Source organism: Serratia proteamaculans, assembly GCF_008830365.1.
Taxonomy (GTDB): domain Bacteria; phylum Pseudomonadota; class Gammaproteobacteria; order Enterobacterales; family Enterobacteriaceae; genus Serratia; species Serratia proteamaculans.
Genome location: NZ_WBKI01000001.1, coordinates 953397 through 977554, shown reverse-complemented (window position 1 = coordinate 977554; position 24158 = coordinate 953397). Strand labels below are relative to the sequence as shown.

The 24158-nt window shown below is 55.1% G+C and carries 23 protein-coding genes; 13 read left to right on the top strand and 10 right to left on the bottom strand.

Annotation, left to right across the window (positions count from 1 at the left end):
• The first annotated feature begins 71 nt into the window (after positions 1-71).
• Both dacD and F8R23_RS04615 read left to right on the top strand, forming a co-directional pair.
• Complete coding sequence (dacD, locus tag F8R23_RS04620) at positions 72-1241, top strand: serine-type D-Ala-D-Ala carboxypeptidase DacD (protein ID WP_129934520.1); 1170 nt, start codon at positions 72-74, stop codon at positions 1239-1241.
• 80 nt (positions 1242-1321) lie between these two features.
• Complete coding sequence (locus tag F8R23_RS04615) at positions 1322-2218, top strand: LysR family transcriptional regulator (RefSeq protein WP_112348445.1); 897 nt, start codon at positions 1322-1324, stop codon at positions 2216-2218.
• 1 nt (position 2219) lies between these two features.
• On the opposite strand, the gene F8R23_RS04610 is transcribed toward F8R23_RS04615, so the two are convergent.
• The 6 genes from F8R23_RS04610 to sapA form a co-directional block, all read right to left on the bottom strand.
• Entirely contained in the window at positions 2220-3410 is a 1191-nt protein-coding gene (locus F8R23_RS04610; protein WP_129934521.1) for a CMD domain-containing protein, read from the bottom strand.
• 425 nt (positions 3411-3835) lie between these two features.
• The gene (sapF, locus tag F8R23_RS04600; protein ID WP_129934522.1) at positions 3836-4648 is read right to left on the bottom strand and encodes a putrescine export ABC transporter ATP-binding protein SapF; all 813 of its coding nucleotides are present in this window, start codon (positions 4646-4648) and stop codon (positions 3836-3838) included.
• Position 4649: 1 nt separating this feature from the next.
• Positions 4650-5642, bottom strand: a complete 993-nt coding sequence (sapD, locus tag F8R23_RS04595; RefSeq protein ID WP_012145360.1) for a putrescine export ABC transporter ATP-binding protein SapD — start codon at positions 5640-5642, stop codon at positions 4650-4652.
• Positions 5642-6532: a putrescine export ABC transporter permease SapC gene (gene sapC / locus F8R23_RS04590; RefSeq protein ID WP_099062885.1), complete on the bottom strand. Its 891-nt coding sequence runs from the start codon at positions 6530-6532 to the stop codon at positions 5642-5644. The genes sapD and sapC overlap by 1 nt, the downstream gene beginning before the upstream one ends.
• A complete protein-coding gene (gene sapB, locus F8R23_RS04585) occupies positions 6519-7484 on the bottom strand; it encodes a putrescine export ABC transporter permease SapB (protein ID WP_112349987.1) in 966 nt (321 codons plus the stop codon). The genes sapC and sapB overlap by 14 nt, the downstream gene beginning before the upstream one ends.
• Positions 7481-9133: an ABC transporter substrate-binding protein SapA gene (gene sapA, locus F8R23_RS04580; RefSeq protein WP_129934523.1), complete on the bottom strand. Its 1653-nt coding sequence runs from the start codon at positions 9131-9133 to the stop codon at positions 7481-7483. Before sapA ends, sapB begins: the two co-directional genes overlap by 4 nt.
• A gap of 205 nt (positions 9134-9338) precedes the next feature.
• Here sapA and folE2 point away from each other — a divergent pair, with 205 nt between their 5' ends.
• The 3 genes from folE2 to zigA are packed head-to-tail and all read left to right on the top strand — an operon-like array spanning position 9339 to position 12018.
• Entirely contained in the window at positions 9339-10268 is a 930-nt protein-coding gene (gene folE2 / locus F8R23_RS04575) for a GTP cyclohydrolase FolE2 (RefSeq protein WP_151415327.1), read from the top strand.
• Positions 10258-10818, top strand: a complete 561-nt coding sequence (locus tag F8R23_RS04570; RefSeq protein WP_129934525.1) for an LbetaH domain-containing protein — start codon at positions 10258-10260, stop codon at positions 10816-10818. The genes folE2 and F8R23_RS04570 overlap by 11 nt, the downstream gene beginning before the upstream one ends.
• Positions 10819-10830: 12 nt before the next feature.
• Positions 10831-12018 (top strand): zinc metallochaperone GTPase ZigA, encoded by a 1188-nt coding sequence (zigA, locus tag F8R23_RS04565; RefSeq protein ID WP_129934526.1) that lies wholly within the window; start codon positions 10831-10833, stop codon positions 12016-12018.
• 192 nt (positions 12019-12210) lie between these two features.
• Here zigA and pspF read toward each other — a convergent pair whose 3' ends face one another.
• Entirely contained in the window at positions 12211-13218 is a 1008-nt protein-coding gene (gene pspF / locus F8R23_RS04560) for a phage shock protein operon transcriptional activator (RefSeq protein ID WP_099062890.1), read from the bottom strand.
• Positions 13219-13402: 184 nt separating this feature from the next.
• On the opposite strand from pspF, the gene pspA reads away from it, so the two are divergent.
• The 4 genes from pspA (at position 13403) to pspD (ending at position 15072) form a co-directional block, all read left to right on the top strand.
• Complete coding sequence (pspA, locus tag F8R23_RS04555) at positions 13403-14068, top strand: phage shock protein PspA (RefSeq protein ID WP_085117009.1); 666 nt, start codon at positions 13403-13405, stop codon at positions 14066-14068.
• Positions 14069-14126: 58 nt separating this feature from the next.
• Positions 14127-14354, top strand: a complete 228-nt coding sequence (pspB, locus tag F8R23_RS04550) for an envelope stress response membrane protein PspB (RefSeq protein ID WP_012145351.1) — start codon at positions 14127-14129, stop codon at positions 14352-14354.
• A complete protein-coding gene (gene pspC / locus F8R23_RS04545; RefSeq protein ID WP_099062891.1) occupies positions 14354-14713 on the top strand; it encodes an envelope stress response membrane protein PspC in 360 nt (119 codons plus the stop codon). Before pspB ends, pspC begins: the two co-directional genes overlap by 1 nt.
• A 95-nt stretch (positions 14714-14808) precedes the next feature.
• A complete protein-coding gene (gene pspD, locus F8R23_RS04540; protein WP_151415326.1) occupies positions 14809-15072 on the top strand; it encodes a phage shock protein PspD in 264 nt (87 codons plus the stop codon).
• A gap of 13 nt (positions 15073-15085) precedes the next feature.
• Here the strand turns inward: pspD and F8R23_RS04535 are convergent, their stop codons facing one another.
• Positions 15086-16933, bottom strand: coding sequence for a hypothetical protein (locus tag F8R23_RS04535; protein WP_151415325.1), 1848 nt, complete (start codon positions 16931-16933; stop codon positions 15086-15088).
• A 309-nt stretch (positions 16934-17242) separates the two neighbouring features.
• Between F8R23_RS04535 and F8R23_RS04530 the strand changes: the two genes are divergently transcribed.
• The 3 genes from F8R23_RS04530 (at position 17243) to tyrR (ending at position 21599) form a co-directional block, all read left to right on the top strand.
• Positions 17243-18640, top strand: a complete 1398-nt coding sequence (locus F8R23_RS04530; protein ID WP_129934528.1) for a YcjX family GTP-binding protein — start codon at positions 17243-17245, stop codon at positions 18638-18640.
• Positions 18637-19698 (top strand): YcjF family protein, encoded by a 1062-nt coding sequence (locus F8R23_RS04525; protein WP_129938202.1) that lies wholly within the window; start codon positions 18637-18639, stop codon positions 19696-19698. Before F8R23_RS04530 ends, F8R23_RS04525 begins: the two co-directional genes overlap by 4 nt.
• 329 nt (positions 19699-20027) lie before the next feature.
• A complete protein-coding gene (tyrR, locus tag F8R23_RS04520) occupies positions 20028-21599 on the top strand; it encodes a transcriptional regulator TyrR (protein WP_112349977.1) in 1572 nt (523 codons plus the stop codon).
• A 71-nt stretch (positions 21600-21670) separates the two neighbouring features.
• On the opposite strand, the gene tpx is transcribed toward tyrR, so the two are convergent.
• Positions 21671-22174, bottom strand: a complete 504-nt coding sequence (gene tpx, locus F8R23_RS04515) for a thiol peroxidase (protein ID WP_112349976.1) — start codon at positions 22172-22174, stop codon at positions 21671-21673.
• 223 nt (positions 22175-22397) lie between these two features.
• Between tpx and ycjG the strand changes: the two genes are divergently transcribed.
• Positions 22398-23369 carry an L-Ala-D/L-Glu epimerase gene (gene ycjG / locus F8R23_RS04510; protein WP_151415324.1) on the top strand — a complete coding sequence of 324 codons (972 nt, stop codon included), beginning with the start codon at positions 22398-22400 and terminating at the stop codon, positions 23367-23369.
• A 5-nt stretch (positions 23370-23374) separates the two neighbouring features.
• Here ycjG and mpaA read toward each other — a convergent pair whose 3' ends face one another.
• On the bottom strand, positions 23375-24082 hold the full coding sequence (mpaA, locus tag F8R23_RS04505; protein ID WP_151415323.1) for a murein tripeptide amidase MpaA: 708 nt from the start codon (positions 24080-24082) through the stop codon (positions 23375-23377).
• Positions 24083-24158: the final 76 nt, after the last annotated feature.

Sequence of the window (24158 nt, the reverse complement as noted above, 5' to 3'; positions counted from 1 at the left end):
ACAATTAATGCAGTCTATGCCTCGGATTATATTGGTATTTTATTTTGCCCGCAGGGCCTGAGGAACAGCAATTGAAGCGTTCAGTATTGGTGGTTATCACCGGGGTTTTGCTGCCGTTGGCGGTACAGGCGGCAGATGCGCCACTCAACTTTCCCCTTAATGCCCCGCCGGCGATAGACGCCGCCTCTTACGTGCTGATGGATTACACCACTGGCCAGGTACTGGCACAGGAAAATGCCGATCAGAGGCGTAATCCGGCCAGTCTGACCAAACTGATGACCGGGTTGGTGATTGATCACGCGCTCGATCAACACAAGATTGGTCTGGATGACGTGGTACCGGTGGGTAAAGATGCCTGGGCGCAGGGCAATCCGGTGTTCAAAGGCTCATCGCTGATGTTCCTGAAGCCAGGTGACAGGGTCACGGTTCGCGATCTCAGCCGCGGCATTATCATTGACTCTGGCAACGACGCCTGCGTAGCCATGGCGGACTACGTGGCGGGCAGTCAGGCCGCATTCGTCAAACTGATGAATGAAAAGAGCGCCCAGTTGGGTCTGCAAAATACCCATTTTGAAACCGTCCACGGCCTGGATGCGCCGGGGCAATTCACCACGGCGGGCGATCTGGCGGTGATTTCACGTGCCATCATCATGAGTGAGCCGGCGGAATACCATATGTACAGCGAGAAATCGCTGACCTGGAATGGCATCACCCAGCAGAACCGCAATGGGCTGTTGTGGGACAAAAATCTGCGGGTGGACGGCCTGAAAACCGGGCATACCGAATCTGCCGGTTTTAACATTATTGCCTCTGCTACCGAAGGTGACCGCCGACTGATTGCGGTGGTGATGGGCGGTAAAAGCTCGAAAGGACGAGAAGAACAGGCACGTAAACTGCTGACCTGGGGCCTGCGTGATTTCGCCACCGTGCATTTGTTCAGCGCCGGGCAAAACCTGGGCCAGGAAAAAGTGTGGTACGGCGACCGCCATGAGGTCACGGTGGGCAGTGCGCAGGATCAATACTTCAGCCTGCCGAAAAGTGAGGCGGCCAAACTGAAAGCGCAATATGTGATCAATACGCCGCGTCTTGATGCGCCGTTGGCACAGGGGCAAGCGATCGGTGAAATTCGTATCAGCGATAACGGCAAAGTACTGAAAACCTTGCCGCTGGTGGCGTTGCAGCCGGTCAATCAGGGCGGCATGTTCTCGCGCCTGATGGACTATGTGAAGCTGAAAATCTGACCCTCCGGGCGCAGGGTGCTGCGCCCGAAATCCTGCGGCGATGATATACTCAGGCCAGTCATGACTTATTGAGCCGTTTTATGGATATTAAGCAACTGATCTACCTGTGTAATCTCGAACGGGAGCGCCACTTTGGTCGGGCGGCCGAAGCCAGCTTCGTCAGCCAACCCACGTTATCTATGCGACTGAAAAACCTGGAAAAAGAACTGGGTGTTTCGTTGATCAACCGCGGTAACAATTTCGAAGGCTTTACTGCCGAAGGTGAGCGGGTGTTGTCGTGGGCGCGTGAGATTGTCTCGGTTTATCAGGGACTGAAGCTGGAGGTGGAGTCACTTAAGCACGGTCTTAACGGCACGCTGCGCATCGGCGCCGTTCCTCAGTGCAGCATTTCACTGGCGCAAATGTTAAAGGCGGTCAGTGAGCGTTTTCCTCAGTTGGATTACCGGGTATCGGTACTGAGCGCCGATCAGTTACTCGAGGCGCTGACGGCACATACCGTGGATATTGGCATCGGATTTTTTGAGCTTTCCACGCTGCAGGAACTCCATTTCCAGTCGCAACCGCTGGCGGATGCCGGCGTTGAGCTGGTGTACCACCCCGAGCATTTCCCCGAATTGGCAGGGGATGCGCCACTGACGCTGGAGGAAATAGCCGCATTGCCGCTGTGTTTGGCGGAACCGACGCGTTACTTCCGCCGCTACCTTGATCAAAACTTCCGTGAAGCCGGTTTGACGCTGCATGTGCGCATGGAAACTACCTCGATATTCCAATTGCTGCAGGGCATTTTTGTTGGACTGGGATGCGGGGTGTTTCCGCACGGCAACCTGTTGCCGACCATGATGCCAGAGCTGCAACGCCGACCAATCGCTATCGCGGCAATGTCGCGCCATGCCGCCGTGGTGGCCGCCGAGCCGGGGCGTGCATCACCATTGGCGCAGCACTTCTTTGATGCCGCGCGCGGTTGGCTATTGCGGTAACTTATTCCGCCTGGCTTTCGCTGAGGCGCTGTGTGTCCCCCAGGGTTTGGCGTAAACGGTTCTCCCAGGCATAGAGCGCCCCGGTTAGGATCACGTCCAGCGCCTGCGCCTGATTCAGCCCACTGTTAAACAATGGCTGCACGCTGCGTGGCGTGAATTTTTCCGGCGTGCGGGTCAGGTCTGCAACCACCCGGATCACCGCCTGAGAAACTGAATTATCGGTACTCTCCAGCCCGTGATGAACATTGTCGAACAGGGCACTGACCAATAAGTCATCTTCAATATCCTGTGCGACGGTGGATGCGCAGTAGCGGCTGCCGTTAATGCGGGAAACCGCCAGCGTCGCCAGCGCTTTCAATCGAGCCGATAGGCCATAACCCTCGGCGTTGATGCTGTTAAACACGCCATTGCGTTCACGCAGTGCCGGACCATCATGAGCCAGCAACAGATAATAAGACTCACTGCGGGCATCGGGATGGCTTTGATCGAGCACGTCGAGCTGTTCAGCGCGGGCCTCTTCCAGCCCCACCGACGGCAGTCGTGATTGCCAGGCCAGTTCTTCCTGTGTGAATTCCACGCCTTTTGCATCCTCTATGTTCGGAAAACCGGGCACCACACCGGTGGGGCGCCCGGCTAAGGCCGCGACACCGGCGACTACGCGTGCCTGATAGCTGACAAACCCGATAATTTGTGAAAACGCCACGATATCTGCCGGGCTTAACCCGACATCGCTGAGCTGCTGTAAGGCTTTAGGGCAAATCAAGGTCGGCTGACTGGCGAGTTGGCGGGCATATTGGGTGATTTGGGCCAGGCGTATATTGCTTTCACGTGACGCGTCGGGGCTGTAAAGCGGGGCGAGGCGGGCAGCGTAGTGACTACAAAGAGACTGAACCCCGGTCACCTGAGCGACGGTCAGTGCGGTGCTGAGACGATCATAAGGTGACAATGTCACAACGCGGGTTAATTCGATCTGGTCCGGGAACAGCACGTGATAACTGGCAAGCGAGGCGTTAAACACCCCGCCGCGGGCAGTCAATGCGCTGTTCAACGCTTCGTCGGCAAAGGCTCCCAACCCCAGCAGGAAGCGATCGCGGATGCCGGCGGCCTGTGGCTCCAGCGGTTGGTCACCCCGGACGCTGCTTTGGGTTTCGTGATACCACTGGGCATTATGTTGTCGACGTAGTAGTTCCATAGGGGAGGATCCTTAATCAATAGCAACAGCCACCGATACGTAAGGCAGCGGCGGCAAGATAAAAAGGCAACATGCCCGTAGAGGGGCACGAAATGACAGGATCAGCGCTGACCATCGCAACACAGTGCGTGGCCATAAACAGAGAAACCTGCGGCTAAAGCGAGCAAGAACTGCGTGAGTCGGCGATTGCGGGGGCTGGTCATCAGTGCGATATCCTGTCGTTTAATAAGCTCAACGTAGGGGATATCCTCACCGATTCGATTGGCGAGATAAAATAATGTTAAGTGCTAATCAATAACTGAATGGAATAAAATATAATGATATATAACAAAATTGTAATTTGTATTTGAGGATTTTGGCTAAGCGCCATGCCGTTTCGGCAATAAAAAACCCGCTCGGAAGCGGGTTTTCACGATCGCAGGGGGTCAGAACCTGCCGCCATCGCGCCGCCAGGCGTCTGCAGTGAGGGCTTCGCCGAAGTGGCTGGCGATCAGACGTTTAGTCAGTTCATGCAGCGGGGAAGCCAACACTTCGGCAGTGCTACCGCGTTCAACAATTTCCCCTTCGTGCATCACCATCACCTGATCGCTGATGTGTTTCATCATCCCCAGATGCTGGGTCACGTAGATATAGGATATGCCGTGTTTGTCCTGCAGCTCCAGCATCAGGTTGATGATCTGCGAGCGCATCGACATATCCAGAGAGGCCAGTGCTTCATCGGCAACGATCACCTTGGGTTGCAGGATTAGCGCTCGGGCCAGCGCCACTCGCTGTTTCTGACCGGAAGCCAACATGTGCGGGTAATAATTGGCGTGGTCCGGCAGCATCCCTACCTGGCGCAGCGTCTGGTTGATGTGCTGCTCGCGCTCTGGGGCGGCCATTTCGGTATTCAGCCGCAATGGGGCATCCAGCAGTTGGCCGATACGTTGACGCGGATTGAGCGAAGTACTCGGATCCTGAAATATCATGCGAATGCGCTGGCTACGATAGCGATAATCGCCATAGTTGAGCCGATGATCATCAATCAACAGTTCGCCGGATGAGGGTTCCACCATGCCGGACAGCATCTTGGCCAGCGTCGACTTACCGGAACCGTTCTCGCCGATGATGGCCAGCGTTTGCCGCTCACGTAGCGTAAAGCTGACCGATTTCACCGCTTCTACGTGTTGACGGCGAAACAGCCCGGTGCGGTAGCGGTAGGTTTTGCTCAGATTGCGCACTTCCAACAGCGTTTCCATGTTATTGCTCCTCCATGTTCAACGGGAAGTGGCAGGCGAACAGGTGGTTTTTCACCGGGCGCAGGCGTGGTGTTTCAATACATTTTTTCTGTGCATAGGGACAGCGTGGCCCCAGGCGGCAACCGATCGGCAAATGTTCCAGTGAGGGAATAGCTCCCGGCAGAGTATTGAGCCGGCTTTTATGCGGCAGCGCGCGGCCGAAGTCCGGCATTGAGCGGATCAGCGCCTGGGTGTAAGGATGGTGTGGTGCGGCCAGCAGGTCTTCGCACTGGGCACTTTCCACCGTCTGCCCGCAGTACAGCACGTTGACCCGATCCGCCCATTTGCTCATCATTTGCAAATCGTGGCTGATCAACAAAATGGTGGTGTTGTTGTTTTGGTTCAGGCGCGCCAGCAGGCGGAAAATCTGGGCCTGGGTGGTCGGCTCCATGGCGTTGGTCGGCTCATCGGCAATCAACAGGCGCGGCTGATTGGCCAGGGCGATGGCGATCATCACTTTCTGGCACTCACCGTCGGTCAGCTCATAAGGGAAGCTGCCCATAATGTCTTTATGATCCTTGATGCCCACCCGGTGCAGCAACTCAATAGCGCGGCGTTTGCGCCAGTTAAAACGCTGCCACCAACGGCCTTTATAGGTCCAACCCGGGATCGCCTGCGCCAGCTGACGGCCGATGCTTTCGGAGGGATCCAGACAGGACTGTGGCTCCTGGAAAATCATCGAGACGTTATGCCCGACCAGTTTGCGTCGTTCACGCGGGGTTAACTGCAGCAGATCGATATCGTCAAAGCGGAAGCGGTCCGCGGTAACGCGCCAGTTGTCTTTGGTGACGCCGCAGATCGCCTTGGCGATCAAACTCTTGCCCGAGCCGGATTCCCCTACAAGGCCGCGTACTTCCCCTTCGCTCAGCGTCATGCTGACGCGGTCAACCGCCTTGACCGGCCCTTCGGCGGTCATAAATTCAATCGTCAGGTTGCGGATATCAAGTAATGGCATTATTCCACCCCCGTATTGATTGCGCGGCGCATACCGTCGCCCAACAGGTTAACCAGCAGCACGCTGATCAGGATCGCGGCACCGGGCAGCATGACCGTCCAGGGGGCGACATACACCAGCTCCAGCGAATCGCCGAGCATGGCTCCCCATTCCGGAGAGGGTAACTGTGCGCCGAGGTCAAGGAAGCCGAGGGCGGCAATATCCAGGATCGCCATCGACAGCGCGCGGGTAAATTCAGTCACTAGCACCGCCACGATATTTGGCATCACGGCGTACCACAAAATCTGCAGCGTAGAGGCACCGTCCAGACGCACCGCGACTACATACTCTTTTTCCAGCTCGTCGTGCACTGCGCTGTAGATGGTGCGGACCATGCGTGGCAACAACGCCAGCCAGACGGCCAGCATGGCGTGTTCGAGCTTGGGGCCGAGGAACGCGACCACCACAATTGCCAGCAGCAGCGAAGGGATGGAAAGCAGGGTGTCGAGAATATGATTGAGCACCGCAGAACGAAAACCGCGAGTCACGCCGGCGAATACCCCGAGGATCACCCCGACAATAGCGGCCGCCACTGTGACCAGCAGTGCGGCACCGTAAGTAGAGGCGGTACCCGCCAGCAGACGGCTGAGAATATCGCGGCCCAGGTCGTCAGTACCGAGGAAGAAGGAAACGTTGCCGTAACGCGACCAGGAAGGCGGCAACAGTTGATAGCCCAGGAACTGTTGGTCTAGTGCATAAGGCGCCAGCAGGCTGCCGAACAGGGAAAGCAGCAGCAACGCTATCACGCCGTAGAAGCCAATCATCGCCAGCGCATCACCGTAAAAAATCCGCCAGGTGTAGAGCAGCGGACTCGGCATTTTCTTTTCGCGGTATACGTTATCTAAGGGCATACCATTCCTTATGTTTCAGTGGGTTGGTGGCGGCGCCCAAAATATCGGCCAGCACGTTAATGGTGATCACCAGCGTGCCGACCACCATCACACCGGCGGAGATCGCCGCATAGTCCTGCTGGCGGATGGCATTAATCATCCAGCGCCCCAGGCCCGGCCAACTGAACACCACTTCGGTGATCATCGCCAACGTCAGCATGGTAGAGAACTGTAGCCCCAGCTTGGGCACGATCGGCGGCAACGCATTATGCAATACGTGGCGGCGGATAATGGTGAAACGGGATAACCCGCGGGTCGCGGCGGCCTTAATGTAATTCTGATTGAGCACGTCGTCGGTGCTGATGCGCATCAGACGCACCACCTCGGTGGTCGGTGCCACCGCCAGTGCGGCGATCGGCAAGATCATGTGGCGTAATGCGCTGCCGATCATTTCGCTGCGATAGGGTGAATCAGATAACCAGGCGTCAATCAGGGCGAAACCGGTGATCGGCTTAACCTGATACAACAGATCGAAACGGCCGGAAACCGGCAGCCAACCGAGGTGCAGTGAGAAAAACAGCATCAGCAGCAGCGCCAGCCAGAATACCGGCATTGAAAAACCGAGCAGCGCAAAGGTGCTGATGGCCGTATCTTGCCATTTACCGCGCATCACGCCGGCAATAATGCCCAGCGGAATGCCGATAAACAGCGCCAGGGTGAACGCGAGAATGCACAGTTCCATGGTTGCCGGGAACACTTCAGCCAACTGTTGACTGATAGCCTGACCGTTAATGCTGGAGACGCCAAAATCCCAGTGCAACAGACTGACAAAGTAAAACTGGTAGGCGTCCAGCAGGGCGGCACCGTTCAGCGGCGCGCGCGGTGTGAAATAGCTCAGGCTAAAGCTGACCAGCGTCAGGAAGAACAGAGTGATCAGCAGCAGCAAGAAACGACGTAAGGTAAAGATAATCACTTTTTCGGCCCCTCCGCAGATTCACGGAACACGCCGGCAAATGACGCATTGCCGAACGGGCTCAGTACCAGTCCTTTGATGTCGTAACGATAGGCCTGCAGGCGCAATGAAGACGCCAACGGCAACACCGGCAGTTGTTGTTCGAGAATTTTCTGCGCCTTCTGATAGTTTTCGATTCGCTGCGCCAACTGCTGTGACAGCAGGGCATTTTGCAGCACTTCGTCGAACCCCGGGTCACACCAGTGAGCATAGTTGGTTTGCGAGCGGATTGCCGCGCAGCTCAGTAATGGACGGAAGAAACTGTCCGGATCGTTACTGTCGGTGGCCCAGCCGGTCAGGGTCAGGTCGTGATTCATCTCCATCAGCCGTGCTTCCTGGAAGCGGCCTTCGACCGGCACGATGGTGACTTTAATCCCTACCTGGGCCAAATCGGCCTGGATCAGCTCGGCAGTTTTCAACGGACTGGGGTTGTAGGATTGCGACGCGGTAGGCACCCACAGACGAAGGTTCAGTGACTCAATGCCAGCCTGTTTCAGCATTTCGCGTGATTTGGCCGGATCAAACTCGGTGACGTGCGCATCATTGTCGTACGCCCAGGAGGCGCGCGGCAAAATGGAGGCGGCCGTTTCTGCGGTGCCGTAGTAAATCGACTGCATCAGACGCTGGTTGTTGATCGCCAGCGAAATCGCCTGACGGACTTTCAAATCGTTGAGCGGCGGTTTACGGGTGTTGAAGGCCAGATAGGCGATATTCATCCCCGGGCGCAACGTCAGGCGCAGGCGCGGGTCATCACGCAGGATCGACAGCTGGCTGGCGGCCGGGTAGGCCAGCACATCACACTCGCCGGTCAGCAGCTTGGATAACCGGCCGGTGCCACCGGCACCCAGGTCGATGACCACCTGCGGCATGCGTGGTTTGCCTTTCCAGTAGACGTCGTTGCGCGCCAGACGAATATATTGCCCCGAGCGGTATTCATTCAGCAGGAAGGGGCCGGTGCCAACCGGTTCGCGGTCGATCATCTCCTGGCGGCCTTCACGGGTCAGGTCGTCAGCGTATTCCGCCGACAGTACCGGCGCATAATGGGTCGCGATATGCCATAAGAAAGAGGCGTCCGGTGCTTGCAGGCGGATCTCAACCGTGTAGTCGTCGAGCTTTTTCACGCTTTGCACCGAGTCGCCAAACTGCAGGCTGTCAAAGTACGGATACTCGCCGCCGTTGACGTCATGATAAGGGTGCTTTTGGTTAAACACGCGCTCGAAGCTGAATACCACGTCGTCGGCGTTCAGTTTACGGGTTGGTGTGAACCAGGCGGTGCTCTGAAAAGGGACGTCCTTGCGTAAATGGAAGCGGTAGGTCGCACCGTTATCCAGCACTTCCCAACTTTGCGCCAGCTCAGGGATCAGGCGGTAGGTATAGGGGTCGACATCCAGCAGGCGGTCGTACAGCTGTGCAGCCAGGGTATCGACCGTCAGGCCGCTGCTGGCCATCTGCGGGTTAAAGGTGTTCAGTATGCCGCTGACACAGTAGACAAAGCCGCTCTGGCGGATGTCCGGCAACGGGGGAGCCGCTGTGGGCGCAGGAGGTGTTGAGGCCAGGGCGGTGCCCGCCAGGCAACTCAACGACAAAATCCAAAGGGGTAAACCACGCATAGAGGCTTCATGGGTTAATAAGCAATAGCATTAGTGTATCGCACTCTGGCGAACAGCCCAATCCATTGAGCAAAATGGCTGAGTTTTCTGCTACTTGATTGAACAATTCCCCCGTATTGGCAAAAAAGTTGCTATTGATATGTTATAACATAACAAAATCATGTTACCGTTCTCTGGCAATGTACTGATAATCGCGAGGGGATGTATGAACATGGTTGCACTTCCACCACGCCAACCGCTGCCGGATGCGCAGGCCTGGCAGGGCACAATGAGCGAGGTTGGGCTCGATTGGGTAGGGATGCAAGGGATCGCTCTGCCGTTGGAGTTGGCTGGCAAGCCGCTGATGGCAAAGGTCAATGCCGGGATTAATCTGCGTGCCAGTCGCCAGGGTGCGCGCGGGATACATATGTCGCGCCTCTACCTGGCGCTGGATGAATTAACCCAGGGCGAACTGACACCGCAACGTATCAGCGATCAACTGCAGGCCTTTCTGGCGTCGCAACCGGAGAACAGCGACCGCGCCAACCTGAGTATCAGCGGCGAACTGCTGCTGTCACGCCCGGCGTTGTTGTCGCCACAGCGTGGCTGGAAAGCTTATCCACTGAAAATTGACGCCACGCTGACCAGCGAACTGACCCTGTCCCTGACGGTCGGTGTGCCTTATTCCTCCACCTGTCCGAGTTCGGCGGCGCTTAGCCGTCAACTGGCGCAGCAGCAATTTCAGTTTGATTTCGAACCGTCACCCGAGAAAGTCGATCAACAGCAGGTGATTGACTGGCTGGGCGAACAAGGTATGCCTGCCACGCCGCACAGCCAACGCAGTTGGGCCTGGGTGACGGTCACGCTGAATGAGGAGGAAGTCGCATTGCCGGTGGTCAATTTAATCGATCGCATCGAGCATGCGCTGGGCACACCACTACAGACGTTGGTGAAACGTCAGGACGAGCAGGCATTTGCCCTGGCTAACGGCCAGAACCTGATGTTTTGTGAGGATGCCGCACGCCGCCTGTATCGGATGCTACGCAGTCAGTGCAATCAGCGCGCGTTTTCGTTGCGGGTGGAGCATCAGGAAAGCCTGCACGCCCACAATGCCGTGGCGGAATTGAGCTGGCAGGAGCCGGGAAATGCTGCGTAAAAACCCCAGTGGCCACCTGCCTCAGGTCTCGCCGAAAGCCTATATCGATCCCACCGCCATTATCTGTGGCCGGGTGATTGTCGAAGACTTTGTCTACGTTGGGCCGTACGTGGTGATCCGCGCTGATGAACTGAATTCAGCCGGGGACATGGAGCCGATCATTATCGGTTCCCATTCCAATATTCAGGACGGCGTGGTGATCCACTCGAAAAGCGGTGCGGCGGTCACCATCGGGTGCTTCAGCTCTATCGCCCATCGCGCCATCGTCCATGGCCCGTGCCGCATTGAAGATCGGGTGTTTATCGGCTTCAACAGCGTGCTGTTCAATTGTCATATCGGTTCCGGCTGTGTGGTGCGCTACAACGCGGTGGTAGACGGTGTGACGCTGCCGGAAAACCTGTATATCCCGTCAACCGAGCGCGTCGGCGCTGACAGCGATCTGTCGCTTTACGCGCAGGTCGATCGAGGTGCGCTGCAATTTTCTGAAGAGGTGGCCGCCACCAACATCGAACTGGTGCGCGGCTACCAGGCATTACGCAATGAGTTTTGAATGAGGACTCCCATGAATCCATTACCCGTAACCGTGCTTTCCGGCTTTCTTGGCGCCGGTAAAACCACGGTGCTGAACCATATTCTGAATAATCGCCAGGGCATGCGCGTGGCGGTGATCGTTAACGACATGAGCGAAGTCAACATTGACGCTGCGCTGGTCGAGAACGAAGTCCAGCTCGATCGCCAACAGGAAAAGCTGGTGGAGATGAGTAATGGCTGCATTTGCTGCACGCTGCGTGAAGATCTGCTGATCTCGGTACGTGAACTGGCGCAGGCCGGCCGCTTTGATTATCTGTTGATCGAGTCCAGCGGCATCTCCGAACCTTTACCGGTGGCAGAAACCTTCACCTTTGAGGACGAGCAGGGGGAAAGCCTGTCGCACTTCGCCCGCCTGGATACTCTGGTCACGGTGGTGGACGGGGTTAACTTTATCCAGCAGTACCAGCAGGCGCAGTCGCTGCAGGAAGCCGGTCAAAGTTTGGGCGAGGATGATTTGCGTAGCGTGGCCGATCTGTTGATCGAACAGATTGAGTTCTGCGACGTGATGCTGGTGAGTAAAACCGACTTGCTGACCCCGGAACAACAAGGTGAAGTGATGGCGCTGCTCGCCAGCTTGAACCCGGATGCCAAAATCATCGCTATCTCTCCCGGCAAACTGCCGCTGGAGGCGGTATTAAACACCGGCAGCTTCAGCTTTGACAAAGCGCAGCGGGCTCCCGGCTGGCTTAAGGAGCTGCGCGGTGAGCACCTGCCGGAAACGGAAAACTACGGCATCAGCAGTTTTGTCTATCAGGCGCGGCGACCTTTTGCACCGGATAAATTCTATCGGGTGATTAATGGCGACTGGGGCGGTGGCAAACTGTTGCGTTCCAAAGGGTTCTACTGGTTGGCGACGCGTCCGCGTCAGGCCGGGCAGTGGAGCCAGGCCGGCGGCATCGCCCATTATGGGTTGGCGGGTACTTTCTGGCGTGCCATTGCGCAAGATAACTGGCCGCAGGATGAAGAGACCCAGGCACAGATTATGGATAAGTGGGTGGAGCCCTTTGGCGATATGCGCCAGGAACTGGTGTTTATCGGGCAGAACCTACCGCAGGCCGAAATAACGCGTTTGCTGGATGCCTGCCTGCTAAGTGATGAGGAAATGGCTGCCGGGGTAGACTACTGGCATGAGATGGCCGATCCCTTCCCTGAGTGGTAATTGCACAATGACAGTGTGGTAATGAGAAAAATTCTCAACAAAGTGCTTTACAGGTGATACTGAGAACTATTATCATCACCTGGCAGTTCACGGAAGGCCACAGCTTGTGGCTCTGCTGTGAAAGGCACGACATTGCTCACATTGCTTCCAGTGTTTTTTAAGCCAGCTCGGGTGCTGGCTTTTTTTTGCCTGTTATTCTTCTTCTACCTCGCCATTTTGCAACAATGCGTGCTTTTTCAGCATGCCGCGCAACTGGTGATAGGTCAGCCCCAGCAGCTCCGCCGCCTTACGCTGATTAAATCTTCCCTGTTGCAGCGCCGCTTCAATCAGCGATTTTTCCTGCGCCAACTGCCAGGTTTTCAAATCCAGCGGCAGTGTGGGACGTTCATCACCTGTCTCGCGTTGGGTGGGCAATGGCAGGGTTTCCCGTTGGGCGAACGGATTAATGATGATTTCATCCAACGCGCTGTCACTGGTACCGTGCCGATATACCGAACGTTCCACCACGTTTTTCAGTTCACGCACGTTGCCCGGCCAGTGATAACCGAGCAGGGTGTCTCTGGCGCGTTCGGTAAAGCCGGGGAACAGCGACAGCGACAGCTCGCGGCACATCTGAATCGCAAAGTGTTCGGCCAGTAACATGATGTCTTGCTGCCGCTGGCGCAGCGGCGGCAACTGCACCACGTCGAATGCCAGACGGTCGAGCAAGTCGGCGCGGAATTTACCCGCCGCCGCCAGTGCAGGCAGGTCGTCATTGGTAGCGCACACCAGCCGGACATCAACCTGCAGCGGCTGGCTACCGCCAACGCGTTCCAGGTGACCGTATTCAATTACCCGCAGCAGTTTTTCCTGCACCAGCATTGGGGCGGTGGCCAGCTCATCGAGAAACAAAGTGCCGCCGTCGGCACGTTCAAAGCGACCAAGATGACGTTTCTGCGCGCCGGTAAAGGCACCGGCCTCGTGGCCGAACAGTTCGGAGTCCAGCAGGTTTTCATTCAGCGCCGCGCAGTTAAGCGAGATAAACGGCCCCTGCCAACGGTTGGAAAGGTAATGCAAACGGTGGGCAATTAATTCTTTGCCGGTACCGCGCTCACCGATCACCAACACCGGTTTGTTCAACTTTGCCAGTTGCGAGACTTGCTCCAATACTTCGACAAAGGCATTTGCTTCGCCCAGCAGGTTTTCTAACTGTTCGCTCATGATGAAATTCGCCAATGTTTGGTGAAAATAATCACTCTACAGTAAGTCTGCAGAGAGTCAAAAATAAAAAATTGTTGTTATTCAATGAAATAAAAGTTGGCACGAGTTTTGATTAAGTCTTAGAGAAATCTGTATGACCTAACGCGGCGCTTTAGACGCCATCAGAACCAAGAGGAAGTGAATTATGGGTATTTTTTCTCGTTTTGCCGACATCGTGAACGCCAACATCAATACGTTGCTGGATAAGGCGGAAGATCCGCAAAAACTGGTCCGTTTGATGATCCAGGAGATGGAAGACACGCTGGTTGAAGTGCGTTCTACCTCAGCGCGTGCGCTGGCGGAGAAAAAACAGTTGCTGCGCCGCATTGAGCAGGGTGAAAACCAGCTTAGCGATTGGCAGGACAAAGCCGAACTGGCGCTGCGCAAAGAGAAAGAAGATCTGGCCCGTGCGGCCCTGATCGAAAAACAAAAAGTGGCCGACCTGATCTCTACGTTGACTCATGAAGTGTCTACCGTAGAAGAAACGTTGGCGCGCATGAAAAGCGAAATCGGCGAATTGGAAAACAAGCTGACCGAAACCCGCGCTCGCCAGCAGGCTCTGACATTGCGTCACCAGGCGGCATCATCTTCCCGCGACGTGCGCCGTCAGCTCGACAGCGGCAAACTGGATGAAGCGATGGCACGTTTCGAGCAGTTCGAACGCCGCATCGACCATATGGAAGCCGAGGCGGAAAGCGTCATCATCGGTAAAAAGAAGTCTCTGGATCAAGAATTTGCCGAGCTGAAAGCCGACGATGCCATCAGTGAGCAACTGGCGGCGCTGAAAGCGAAAATGAACCGCTCTGAGTAAGGCGACAGCGGCCACGGTGATGTGGCCGCCCACCAAGACGCATTAAGAAGGAAAATAAATGAGTGCTCTATTACTTGCCATTCCGTTGACAATCTTTGTGTTGTTTGTCGCACCGATTTGGCTTTGGCTGCATTACAGCAATCGGCAACAAAACGGCATTCAACTGAGCCATCAGGAAATGCAGCGTCTGGCGCAGTTGGCGGAAGATGCCAAGCGCATGCGTGAACGCATTCAGGCGCTGGAAGAGATCCTCGATGCAGAACACCCGAACTGGAGACAGTCTTGATGAACAACACTCTGGGCAGTAAAAAGCTTTATCGTGTCCCTGAAGAAGGCATGCTGAAGGGCGTCTGCGCCGGTCTGGCCCATTATTTTGACGTGCCGGTGCGCCTGATCCGAGTGATTGTGGTGTTGTCGATGTTCTTCGGACTGTTCTTCTTCACCCTGATCGCCTATTTCGCCCTGGTGTTCGTGCTGGATGAAGCACCAGCCAGCCGTTTTGACGGCGAACAGCAAAAAACACCGCGCCAGTTGCTCGACCAATTAGAGTACGAGCTGGGCAGTGGCGAACAGCAACTGCGGCAGGTTGAGCGTTATGTCACGTCGGATACCTTCGGCGTACAGAGTCGTTTCCGCAAGTTATAACCCCGCCTTGAGTGCAATGGCCTGCGCGTGGCGCAGGTCAGGCATTGCCGCTGACATCATCCTTATGAACAAAATTGTGCCGGAGGGCATTGATAATGAAAAAAACCTATGCCGTAAACGCCGTTAAATCCGGTGGATTTAAACAAGGAGCCGGTACAATGTTGAAGACATTGTCTAAAGTCATCATCATAGCGTTACTGAATTACGGCCCGGCAGGGGCGGCCGGTTGGCTGCTGCGTACCGTGGGTCGCAAACCGATTCGCTTTGTCCTGGCGCTGGTGCTGGAACCGCTGTTCCGCAAAGGCCTGAACAAGGTATTTGGGCGTTATGCTACAGATGAAAAAATACCGCCCAAGTAGGGCGGTATGAACTTTAATTGGCTGTCGTCGCTTTCGTACCTGGGGCTGCCAGATAGACCCAGTCTGAGCCATCGCTAATAATGGCCTGAGCCGCTGGCGAGCCGGCGGTATTGGTGCAGAAAATGACGGTACCTTTACAGGAGGCCGCAGCAGGAAGCTGGGAAAGCGTCATTGAAGATAAATTGGTGCCAAAGCGACTGATGCGGCTATTGGGCCGCCAGCCCGTAGCCGTTTTCACCCAGCTGTAAATCGCACCTTCTTGATCCCCGGAAACTGCCGTATTGAACCATTCGGAGCCAATGGGGCGCATGGTACCGCCGAGTTCCTTGGGACCATCGGCAACGCGCGCCACGGTATAGTTGGATCTACCCGGTTGATATGAGCTACCGTAACTTGTGCTGATGGTTGTGGCTCCTTCAACATCGACATCGATGACCGAACCTACGCCAGAGCGCGATACATAACGAAAATCTCCGAGGCAGCGGCCGCCAAGGAAGCGTAGATTACTGGTGTTGCTTCTTACGCTGCCGTATTGACAGTCGACCAGATCGATTCGGGTATTGGCACCGTCTTCAGTAATGGCAACCTCGCCGGAAAATTGGGTGTCAGAAATAGTTCCTGCATAGGATGGGTAATTCCACTTCAGATTTGCTAACCGGCAATTGCTGATCATGGCTTTCACACTAGGTGAAAAATTCATGTCCTGCAGCCAACATCCATTCATGAAAATATTGAACTGCTTGCCTGATGCCGCATGCGTAACATCTCCGCCTCGGTTAATGTTGGTAGCATATAAAACGCCATACCCTGTACTATATGTCAGGTGCTTTACTTCTGATGCCTGAATTTCATTTAGATAAACTTCACCTGAGTTGTTCATATATAACAGGCAACTGGCGTTAGGGTTGCTGCCCATCAGTTTTTTTAATGGTCCGGTACGGTGTTCCATATGTAAATTTCTGAACCAAAGACCAATGCCACCGTGAACGTAGATTGTTGGGCTGATTAAGTTCGCCTCCCATTGACAGTCTTCGAAGCGCAACATATTGCATTCATCATTCTTGATAGTTGAGGTTAAGTGAATAGGGGCTAATAGCATCTTCCCATAATCTGTAATGTCAGTATAACTGTTATAATCACCTGACGTTCTGCCGCATCCCTGAACCTCCAGGAATTTAAAGTAACTGTCCTGTACCTTATCAAGATAGAGGCCAGCCCCTTTGCAGTAGAGAATGCTTACATTCTGTACTTGCACGTAACCTGCATGCTTGATACTTAATCCACTAATGATTTTATAATTACCGATAATTTGAAAGTTTTTGAAATTAACGCCGCTATAGGTCATCTCTCCTGGGTTGGCTGTTACGGTTATTACCCCACTAACGTCATGAATATCAGTCAGGTCTGGCCCTGAGTAGGTTAACGCTGCTCTCCCGTTAAAACTACTTTCACCGTAGAGTGCGATCCCACGGTTAGCCGGGAAAATAATCGGCTTTGCAATATTCCAGTAACCACTTGGGATTTTTACTGAGCGATCGCCTTGTATTAATGAAATGTTTTGAATAAACGTGCTGTTATCGTTCAGTGTTGGGTCGCAGCCGCCATCATATAAAGAAAGTTGTGTAAGGTCGTCTCTGCGCCACACTGCTGATTCTTGGCCAACTTTAATGGTTGAGTATCCACCATCGTCTATTGCGTTGGGGATGTTGAGATGACCTGTAAATAGACCTCCGCCTTTGCCTTTTCCGGCATAGTATTCAGTTAGAAATATACGCTGACCATCATGTTCAGGAGAAATTATCCTTAAGTCACTCATGGAGTTTACAGTGACAATACCTTGCTCTAAATTAATTGCGTTCATAGGGCTCTCCGGGTAATATAAATTTCATGGAATAGTATTTTTGACACCAAATCCTGTATGGATTAATGGTGTATTGACGGGATTAATCCCAGAAAGATAATACTATCTTGATCTTTTATTGGATGCGATATTAGAACGCTCTGCCATATACCACACAATGAAAGTTAAGGGGGCTGTGCAGGTGTCAAAAAAACCTATCTATACATAAAATAGCCAAGCTTATGGCTATAATAATGAATATAGATGCTAAAGAATGATGGTTTTTTAACTGGCTGTTTTTTATGACAAAAGGAAGTAACTTTACGCAAAATGAAACGACTGCAAAATGAGTTAACGTCGCTGGTCAACCGCGGGATGGATCGACACCTGCGCCTGGCGGTGACCGGCCTGAGCCGCAGCGGCAAAACCGCCTTTATCACCGCTTTCGTCAATCAATTGCTGCACGTTCACAGCGGTGCGCGTATGCCGCTGTTCTCGCCGGTACGTGAAGAACGTCTGTTGGGCGTGAAGCGCATTCCGCAACGCGATCTCGGCATTCAGCGTTTTACCTATGATGAAGGGCTGGCACAGCTTTATGGCACTCCGCCGAGCTGGCCGACCCCGACGCGTGGCGTCAGCGAAATTCGCCTGGCGTTGCGCTACCGTTCCAACGACTCACTGCTGCGTCACTTCAAAGACACTTCAACGCTGTATCTGGAGATTGTCGATTATCCCGGCGAATGGTTGTTGGACTTGCCGATGCTGGAACAGGACTATCTGGCCTGGTCGCGGCAAATGGCCGGTCTGCTGCAGGGCGACCGCGCCGAGTGGGCCAAGCCCTGGCTGGAACTGTGTAAAAGCTGCGATCCGCTGGCCCCGGCCGATGAAAACAAGCTGGCGGCCATCGCCCAGGCCTATACCGATTACCTGTTGCGGTGCAAAAGTGAAGGGCTGCATTTTATTCAGCCGGGCCGCTTCGTGCTGCCGGGCGATCTGGCCGGTGCACCTGCATTACAGTTCTTCCCCTGGCCCAATGTCGACAGTCTCGGTGAATCCAGGCTGGCGCAGGCTGATAAACACAGCAATATCGGCATGCTGCGTGCGCGGTTCAACTATTACTGCCAGACCATCGTCAAAAACTTTTATAAAGAGCATTTCGTCCGCTTCGATCGTCAGATTGTGCTGGTGGATTGCCTGCAGCCGCTTAACAGTGGCCCGCAGGCGTTCAACGACATGCGGCTGGCGCTGACCCAACTGATGCAAAGTTTCCACTACGGTAAGCGCACGCTGTTCCGCCGGTTATTTTCACCTACCATCGATAAACTGATGTTCGCCGCCACCAAGGCGGATCATATCACCGCCGATCAGCACGCCAATCTGGTGTCGTTGCTGCAACAGCTGGTGCAGGAAGCGTGGCAGAACGCGGCGTTTGAGGGCATCAGCATGGACTGCGTCGGGCTGGCCTCGGTACAGGCTACCGAAAGTGGCATTGTCGACCATCAGGGGCAGCGCATCCCGGCGTTGAAAGGCAACCGTCTGAACGACGGAGCGCCGCTGACCGTGTTCCCCGGCGAAGTGCCGGCGCGTTTACCGGGGCCGGCGTTCTGGCAAAATCAGGGCTTCCATTTTGATGAGTTTCGCCCCCGCGCGATGAGTGTGGACAGCCCATTGCCGCATATCCGTCTGGACGCGGTGATGGAGTTTTTACTGGGAGATAAATTGCGATGAGCGAGCCGATAAAACCGCGTATCGATTTCGAACAGCCGCTGCAGCCACCACAGGAGCCGGTGTTACGCGCCAGTGTGGCCTTCGATGAACAGCAGGCGGAAAACTTTTTCCCAGCGGCGCCGGAGCTGCAGCAGGAAGAGGAGGAGGGACGCGCCGAAGGGATTATCAACGCGGCGCTGAAACCTAAACGCAGCCTGTGGCGCAAAATGGTCACCGCCGGGCTGACCTTGTTCGGCGTCAGTGTGGTAGCACAGGGCGTGCAATGGGTACATACCGCCTGGGTGCAACAGGATTGGATCGCCATGGGCGGCGGTGTCGCGGGCGGCTTGATTGTCTTTGCCGGGGTGGGTTCGGTGGTGACCGAATGGCGTCGGCTGTATCGCTTGCGTCAACGGGCAGAAGAGCGAGATGTGGCACGCGAGCTGTTACACAGCCACGGATTGGGCAAAGGGCGTGAGTTTTGCGAGAAGCTGGCGCGCCAGGCCGGCCTCGATCAGGGACACCCTGCATTGCAACGCTGGCAGGCTTCGCTGCATGAAACTCAAAACGACCGTGAGGTCGTGGCGCTGTACGCCAAGCTGGTGCAGCCGGTATTGGATAATCAGGCGCGGCGTGAAATCAGCCGTTCAGCCGCAGAATCCACGTTAATGATCGCCGTCAGCCCGCTGGCGGTGGTGGACATGGCGTTTATCGCCTGGCGTAATATTCGGCTGATCAACCGCATCGCGGCGCTGTATGGTATCGAACTGGGTTACTTCAGCCGTTTGCGGTTGTTCCGCCTGGTGCTGCTGAATATTGCCTTTGCCGGTGCGTCCGAACTGGTACGCGAAGTGGGGATGGACTGGATGTCACAAGACCTGGCCGCCCGTCTGTCTGCCCGAGCGGCGCAGGGTATTGGTGCCGGTTTGCTGACCGCCAGACTGGGTATCAAGGCGATGGAACTGTGTCGTCCGCTGCCCTGGTTGGAGGGGGAAAAACCGAAGCTGGGTGATTTCCGCAGCCAACTGATTGGCCAACTGAAAGACACCCTGAAAAAGAGCGATAACAAAACCAAATAATCTGTCAGCGGCGCTCACTCAGGCGCCGCTGTTCATTCTTGCAGCAATCATTCCCCGCTAACGCTAATACGTAACCCTCACTTGACGAAAGACGATCGCCCTGTAAATGCATTATATTTATCTGCAAATTTATTGGTGGTTGTGATAACTCTCTATAGATAAGCTAAAATGACGCCGATGGTGTCATTCACTTGCGTTTAAAATCATCAACAACAGCGATAAATCAGAGTTCTGTCAACTTTTGCTGACAGATTGCTTCTACCGCTCGGGGTGAGAGAGTATCATCGTTATCAGTCATCCCCGCACCTGCAGAGATAAGGCCAATACTGATGCGTTTGGAAGTTTTTTGCGAAGACCGGCTCGGTCTGACTCGAGAGTTACTCGATCTTTTGGTATTGCGCAGCATAGATTTACGTGGCATCGAAATCGATCCTATCGGCCGCATTTACCTCAATTTTTCCCAGCTGGATTTTGACACCTTCCGCGCGCTGATGGTCGAGATCCGCCGCATTGCCGGTGTGACCGATGTACGCACCGTGAATTTCATGCCATCTGAACGCGAACACCGCGCACTGCGCGCGCTGTTGGAGTCGATGCCGGAGCCGGTGTTCTCGATCGACATGAAGGGCAAAGTCGAACTGGCCAACCCGGCGGCGCAGGCGCTGTTCGGACTCAGCGAAGACAAAATCCGTAACCAAACCGCCACCGCATTAATTGGCGGCTACAACTTCAATCGCTGGCTCGAGAGCGAGCAAACGACGCCGCAATCTGAACGGGTGGTGATCCGCAGCCAGGACTTCCTGATGGATATCACACCTATCTACCTGGAAGATGAAAACCAGCAGAATGCCACCGTAGGCGCGGTAGTGATGCTGAAATCCACGGCCCGTATGGGACGCCAGTTACAGAATCTGTCGGTGAATGACGATACCGAGTTTGATCACATCGTTGCCGCCAGCCCGAAAATGCGTCATGTGCTGGAGCAGGCACGCAAGTTGGCAATGCTGGATGCGCCGCTGTTGATTGTCGGCGACACCGGTACCGGCAAAGATATTCTGGCCCGGGCCTGCCATTTACGCAGTCCGCGTGGCAAGCAGCCGTTTCTGGCGCTGAACTGTGCCGCATTGCCGGATGACGTAGCGGAAAGTGAGCTGTTTGGCCATGCGCCTGGCGCCTATCCGAATGCGCTGGAAGGCAAGAAGGGCTTCTTCGAGCAGGCTCACGGTGGCTCGGTGCTGCTGGATGAGATCGGCGAGATGTCGCCGCGCATGCAGACCAAACTGCTGCGCTTTATTAACGATGGTACCTTCCGTCGTGTGGGTGAAGAACACGAGGTGCACGTGGATGTCCGGGTGATTTGTGCGACGCAGAAAAATCTGACCGAACTGGTACAACGTGGTGAGTTCCGTGAGGATCTCTACTATCGTCTTAACGTGCTGACCATCACTATTCCGCCGCTGCGTGAGCGTCCGCAGGACATCATGCCATTGACCGAGCTGTTTGTGGCGCGTTTTGCCGATGAGCAGGGTGTCGCGCGGCCGAAGTTGGCGAACGATCTGGGCAGTTTCCTCAGCAAATACGGCTGGCCGGGCAACGTGCGACAGTTGAAGAACGCGATTTACCGCGCGTTGACGCAAACGGAAGGCTTCGAACTGCGCCCGCAGGACATCGTACTGCCGGAGTTTGAGGTTGAAATGTCACTCGGCGATGAGGTTATGGATGGTTCGCTTGACGATATCAGCAAGCGATTCGAGCGCTCGGTGCTGACACGGCTGTACCGTACTTACCCAAGTACGCGAAAACTGGCGAAACGCCTGGGGGTTTCACATACCGCGATTGCCAATAAGTTGCGCGAATATGGCCTCAGCAGCCGTAAGCCTACCGGCGAAAACGAAGAATAAAAAAACGGGCGCCATAAGCGCCCGTTTCTACAGTTAACATTTAGAGGCCGGCATTCTTCGGCCTCTTGGTATTACTTCAGCGCAGCCAGCGCCGCATCGTAGTTCGGCTCTTCGGTGATTTCATTCACCAGTTCGCTGTACAGCACGTTGTCCTGGCCATCCAGCACCACAACCGCACGCGCAGTCAGACCCGTCAGTGGGCCATCGGTGATCTCAACGCCGTAAGCCTGTTTGAATTCAGCGCCACGCAGGGTGGACAGGGTTACCACGTTGTCCAGGCCTTCCGCACCGCAGAAGCGTGACTGTGCGAACGGCAGATCAGCCGAGATGCACAGCACTACGGTGTTATCCAGGCCGCTGGCCAGTTGGTTGAATGTACGTACTGAGGTCGCGCAAACGCCGGTATCAATACTTGGGAAAATGTTCAGAACTTTGCGTTGACCGGCGAAGCTGCTCAGCGCTACGTCTGACAGGTCTTTGGCAACCAGCGAGAAGGCTTTGGCTTGTTCGCCGGCCTGTGGCAGGTGGCCTGCAACGCTAACCGGGTTGCCTTTAAAATGTACTGTCTGAGTCATTAGCTTGAATCCTTTTACAGGTGTTTATACAAAGGGCATGAGCCTAATAAAATGGCCTTTCGGCCGCCTTTAACATTAGGTTCACACCCTGGCATCAGTTTATGTCAACAATTGTGGGTTGGATATATAAAGTTTGCTAAATAGTTGTATATATTAGAGTGTGTCCAAAAAATCACCCGCGTATTCGTCCGATATTATGCGTAATTTCCGCTCAGGAGCCGTTATGAGAAGCATGCGTTTTTATCCAGAAGCCTGGCCATTACATACCGCTTTTGTTATTGCCCGCGGCAGCCGTACCGAAGCCAAAGTGGTGGTGGTCGAAATTGAGCAACAGGGCGTACGGGGTGTCGGTGAATGCACGCCTTATCCGCGTTACGGTGAAAGTGAGGCTTCGGTGATGGAATTGCTGGCTGAAGTGGCACCGGTTGTCGAACAGGGTGTGACGCGTGAGCAACTGCAGCAGCTAATGCCAGCAGGCGCTGCTCGTAACGCGGTGGATTCCGCGTTGTGGGATTTGGAGTGTCAACTGAGTGGCCAAAGCCGTTGGCAGCGCAGCGGTGTTACAGAACCGGAACGTATTTTGATGGCGCAAACGGTCAGCATCGGTTCGCCGGAAGCCATGGCTTTCGCCGCGCGTGAACTTGAACAGCAAGGGGCGCGGTTGCTGAAAATCAAACTGGACAATCATCTGATCAGTGAACGACTAGTGGCGATCCGTGCGGCGGTGCCGGATACCACGTTAATTGTCGATGCCAATGAGTCCTGGCAGGCGGAAGGGCTGGCGGCTCGCTGCCAACTGTTGGCCGATCTGGGCGTGGCGATGCTGGAGCAACCGCTGCCGGCGACGGATGACAGTGCACTGGAAAACTTTATCCACCCGTTACCCATTTGCGCAGATGAAAGCTGCCACACCCGCGGTGATTTGCCCAAGCTGGCCGGCCGCTATCAGATGGTCAATATCAAGCTGGATAAAACCGGCGGCCTGACCGAAGGACTGGCGCTGGCTGAAGCGGCGCTGGAACAGGGCTTCGCCATCATGCTCGGCTGTATGCTTTGCACCTCGCGGGCGATCAATGCCGCGCTACCCTTGGCACCGGGCGCGCGATTCGTCGATTTGGACGGCCCGACCTGGCTGGCGAATGACGTTGAACCGGGTCTGGCGTTTGAATGTGGGGCGATTAATCTCGCCCCATAACCGGTTTAATCCGGGTAAGTCAGTAACTCTACCATGGCGTCCAGGTAGTTTTCGCTGGCGGCATCGGCCGAGATAGGGGGGAATTCCGCAGTAATGCAGGGCAGTGACAAATCGGCGCACCAACTGCCGAATGACCCCGGCGTTTCGTAACCGACGCTGGTGACCAGCGGTAAGGCAAATTTATGCGAAAGCCAAACGCCGAGCTGTGAACTGGCTGGGTCTTCAATACAGGCCAATGGCTCGTGGAACGACACCACCCAGTGCGGTTTCAACCGGTGGATCAGATGGCATAGCGCCTGGGTTTCCGGTTCGGAGCCTGGGCGACCGCCGGTCGAGAGTTTAACGTCCCGAGCCTCTGCCGCGCTGTTCCAACGGTAAACTGTATCGCCGGAGCGCCAGTTGGCTGCCGGGAAGTTACGGTTCAGATCGACCCCGTTGGCATTGGCGCGCAGCCCGAGCTGGCAGCCGTCGGGATTGACCGCCAGTACTACATGGTGGCGCAACTGGTTTGGTGCGATGCTGCGCAATGCGCAGGACAGGGTAACGATAGCGGCGCTTTCATCACCGTGGGTGCCGGCAATAATCAGTCCAGTTTCCGGGCCACTGACGGCCGCCGGAAAATAAAGTAGCGGTGCACCCAACAGCGAACTGCCGTAATTCTCTCCTGCAACGGCCAATTGGCCACGTTCACTGCGCGGTCGATGCTGGATCATGATGTAGTCCCTGATTTAAAGGTCGAGAGTGATTATCATTTTATTCAGTGTATTACGCTTTCACTTAACTTTCCCA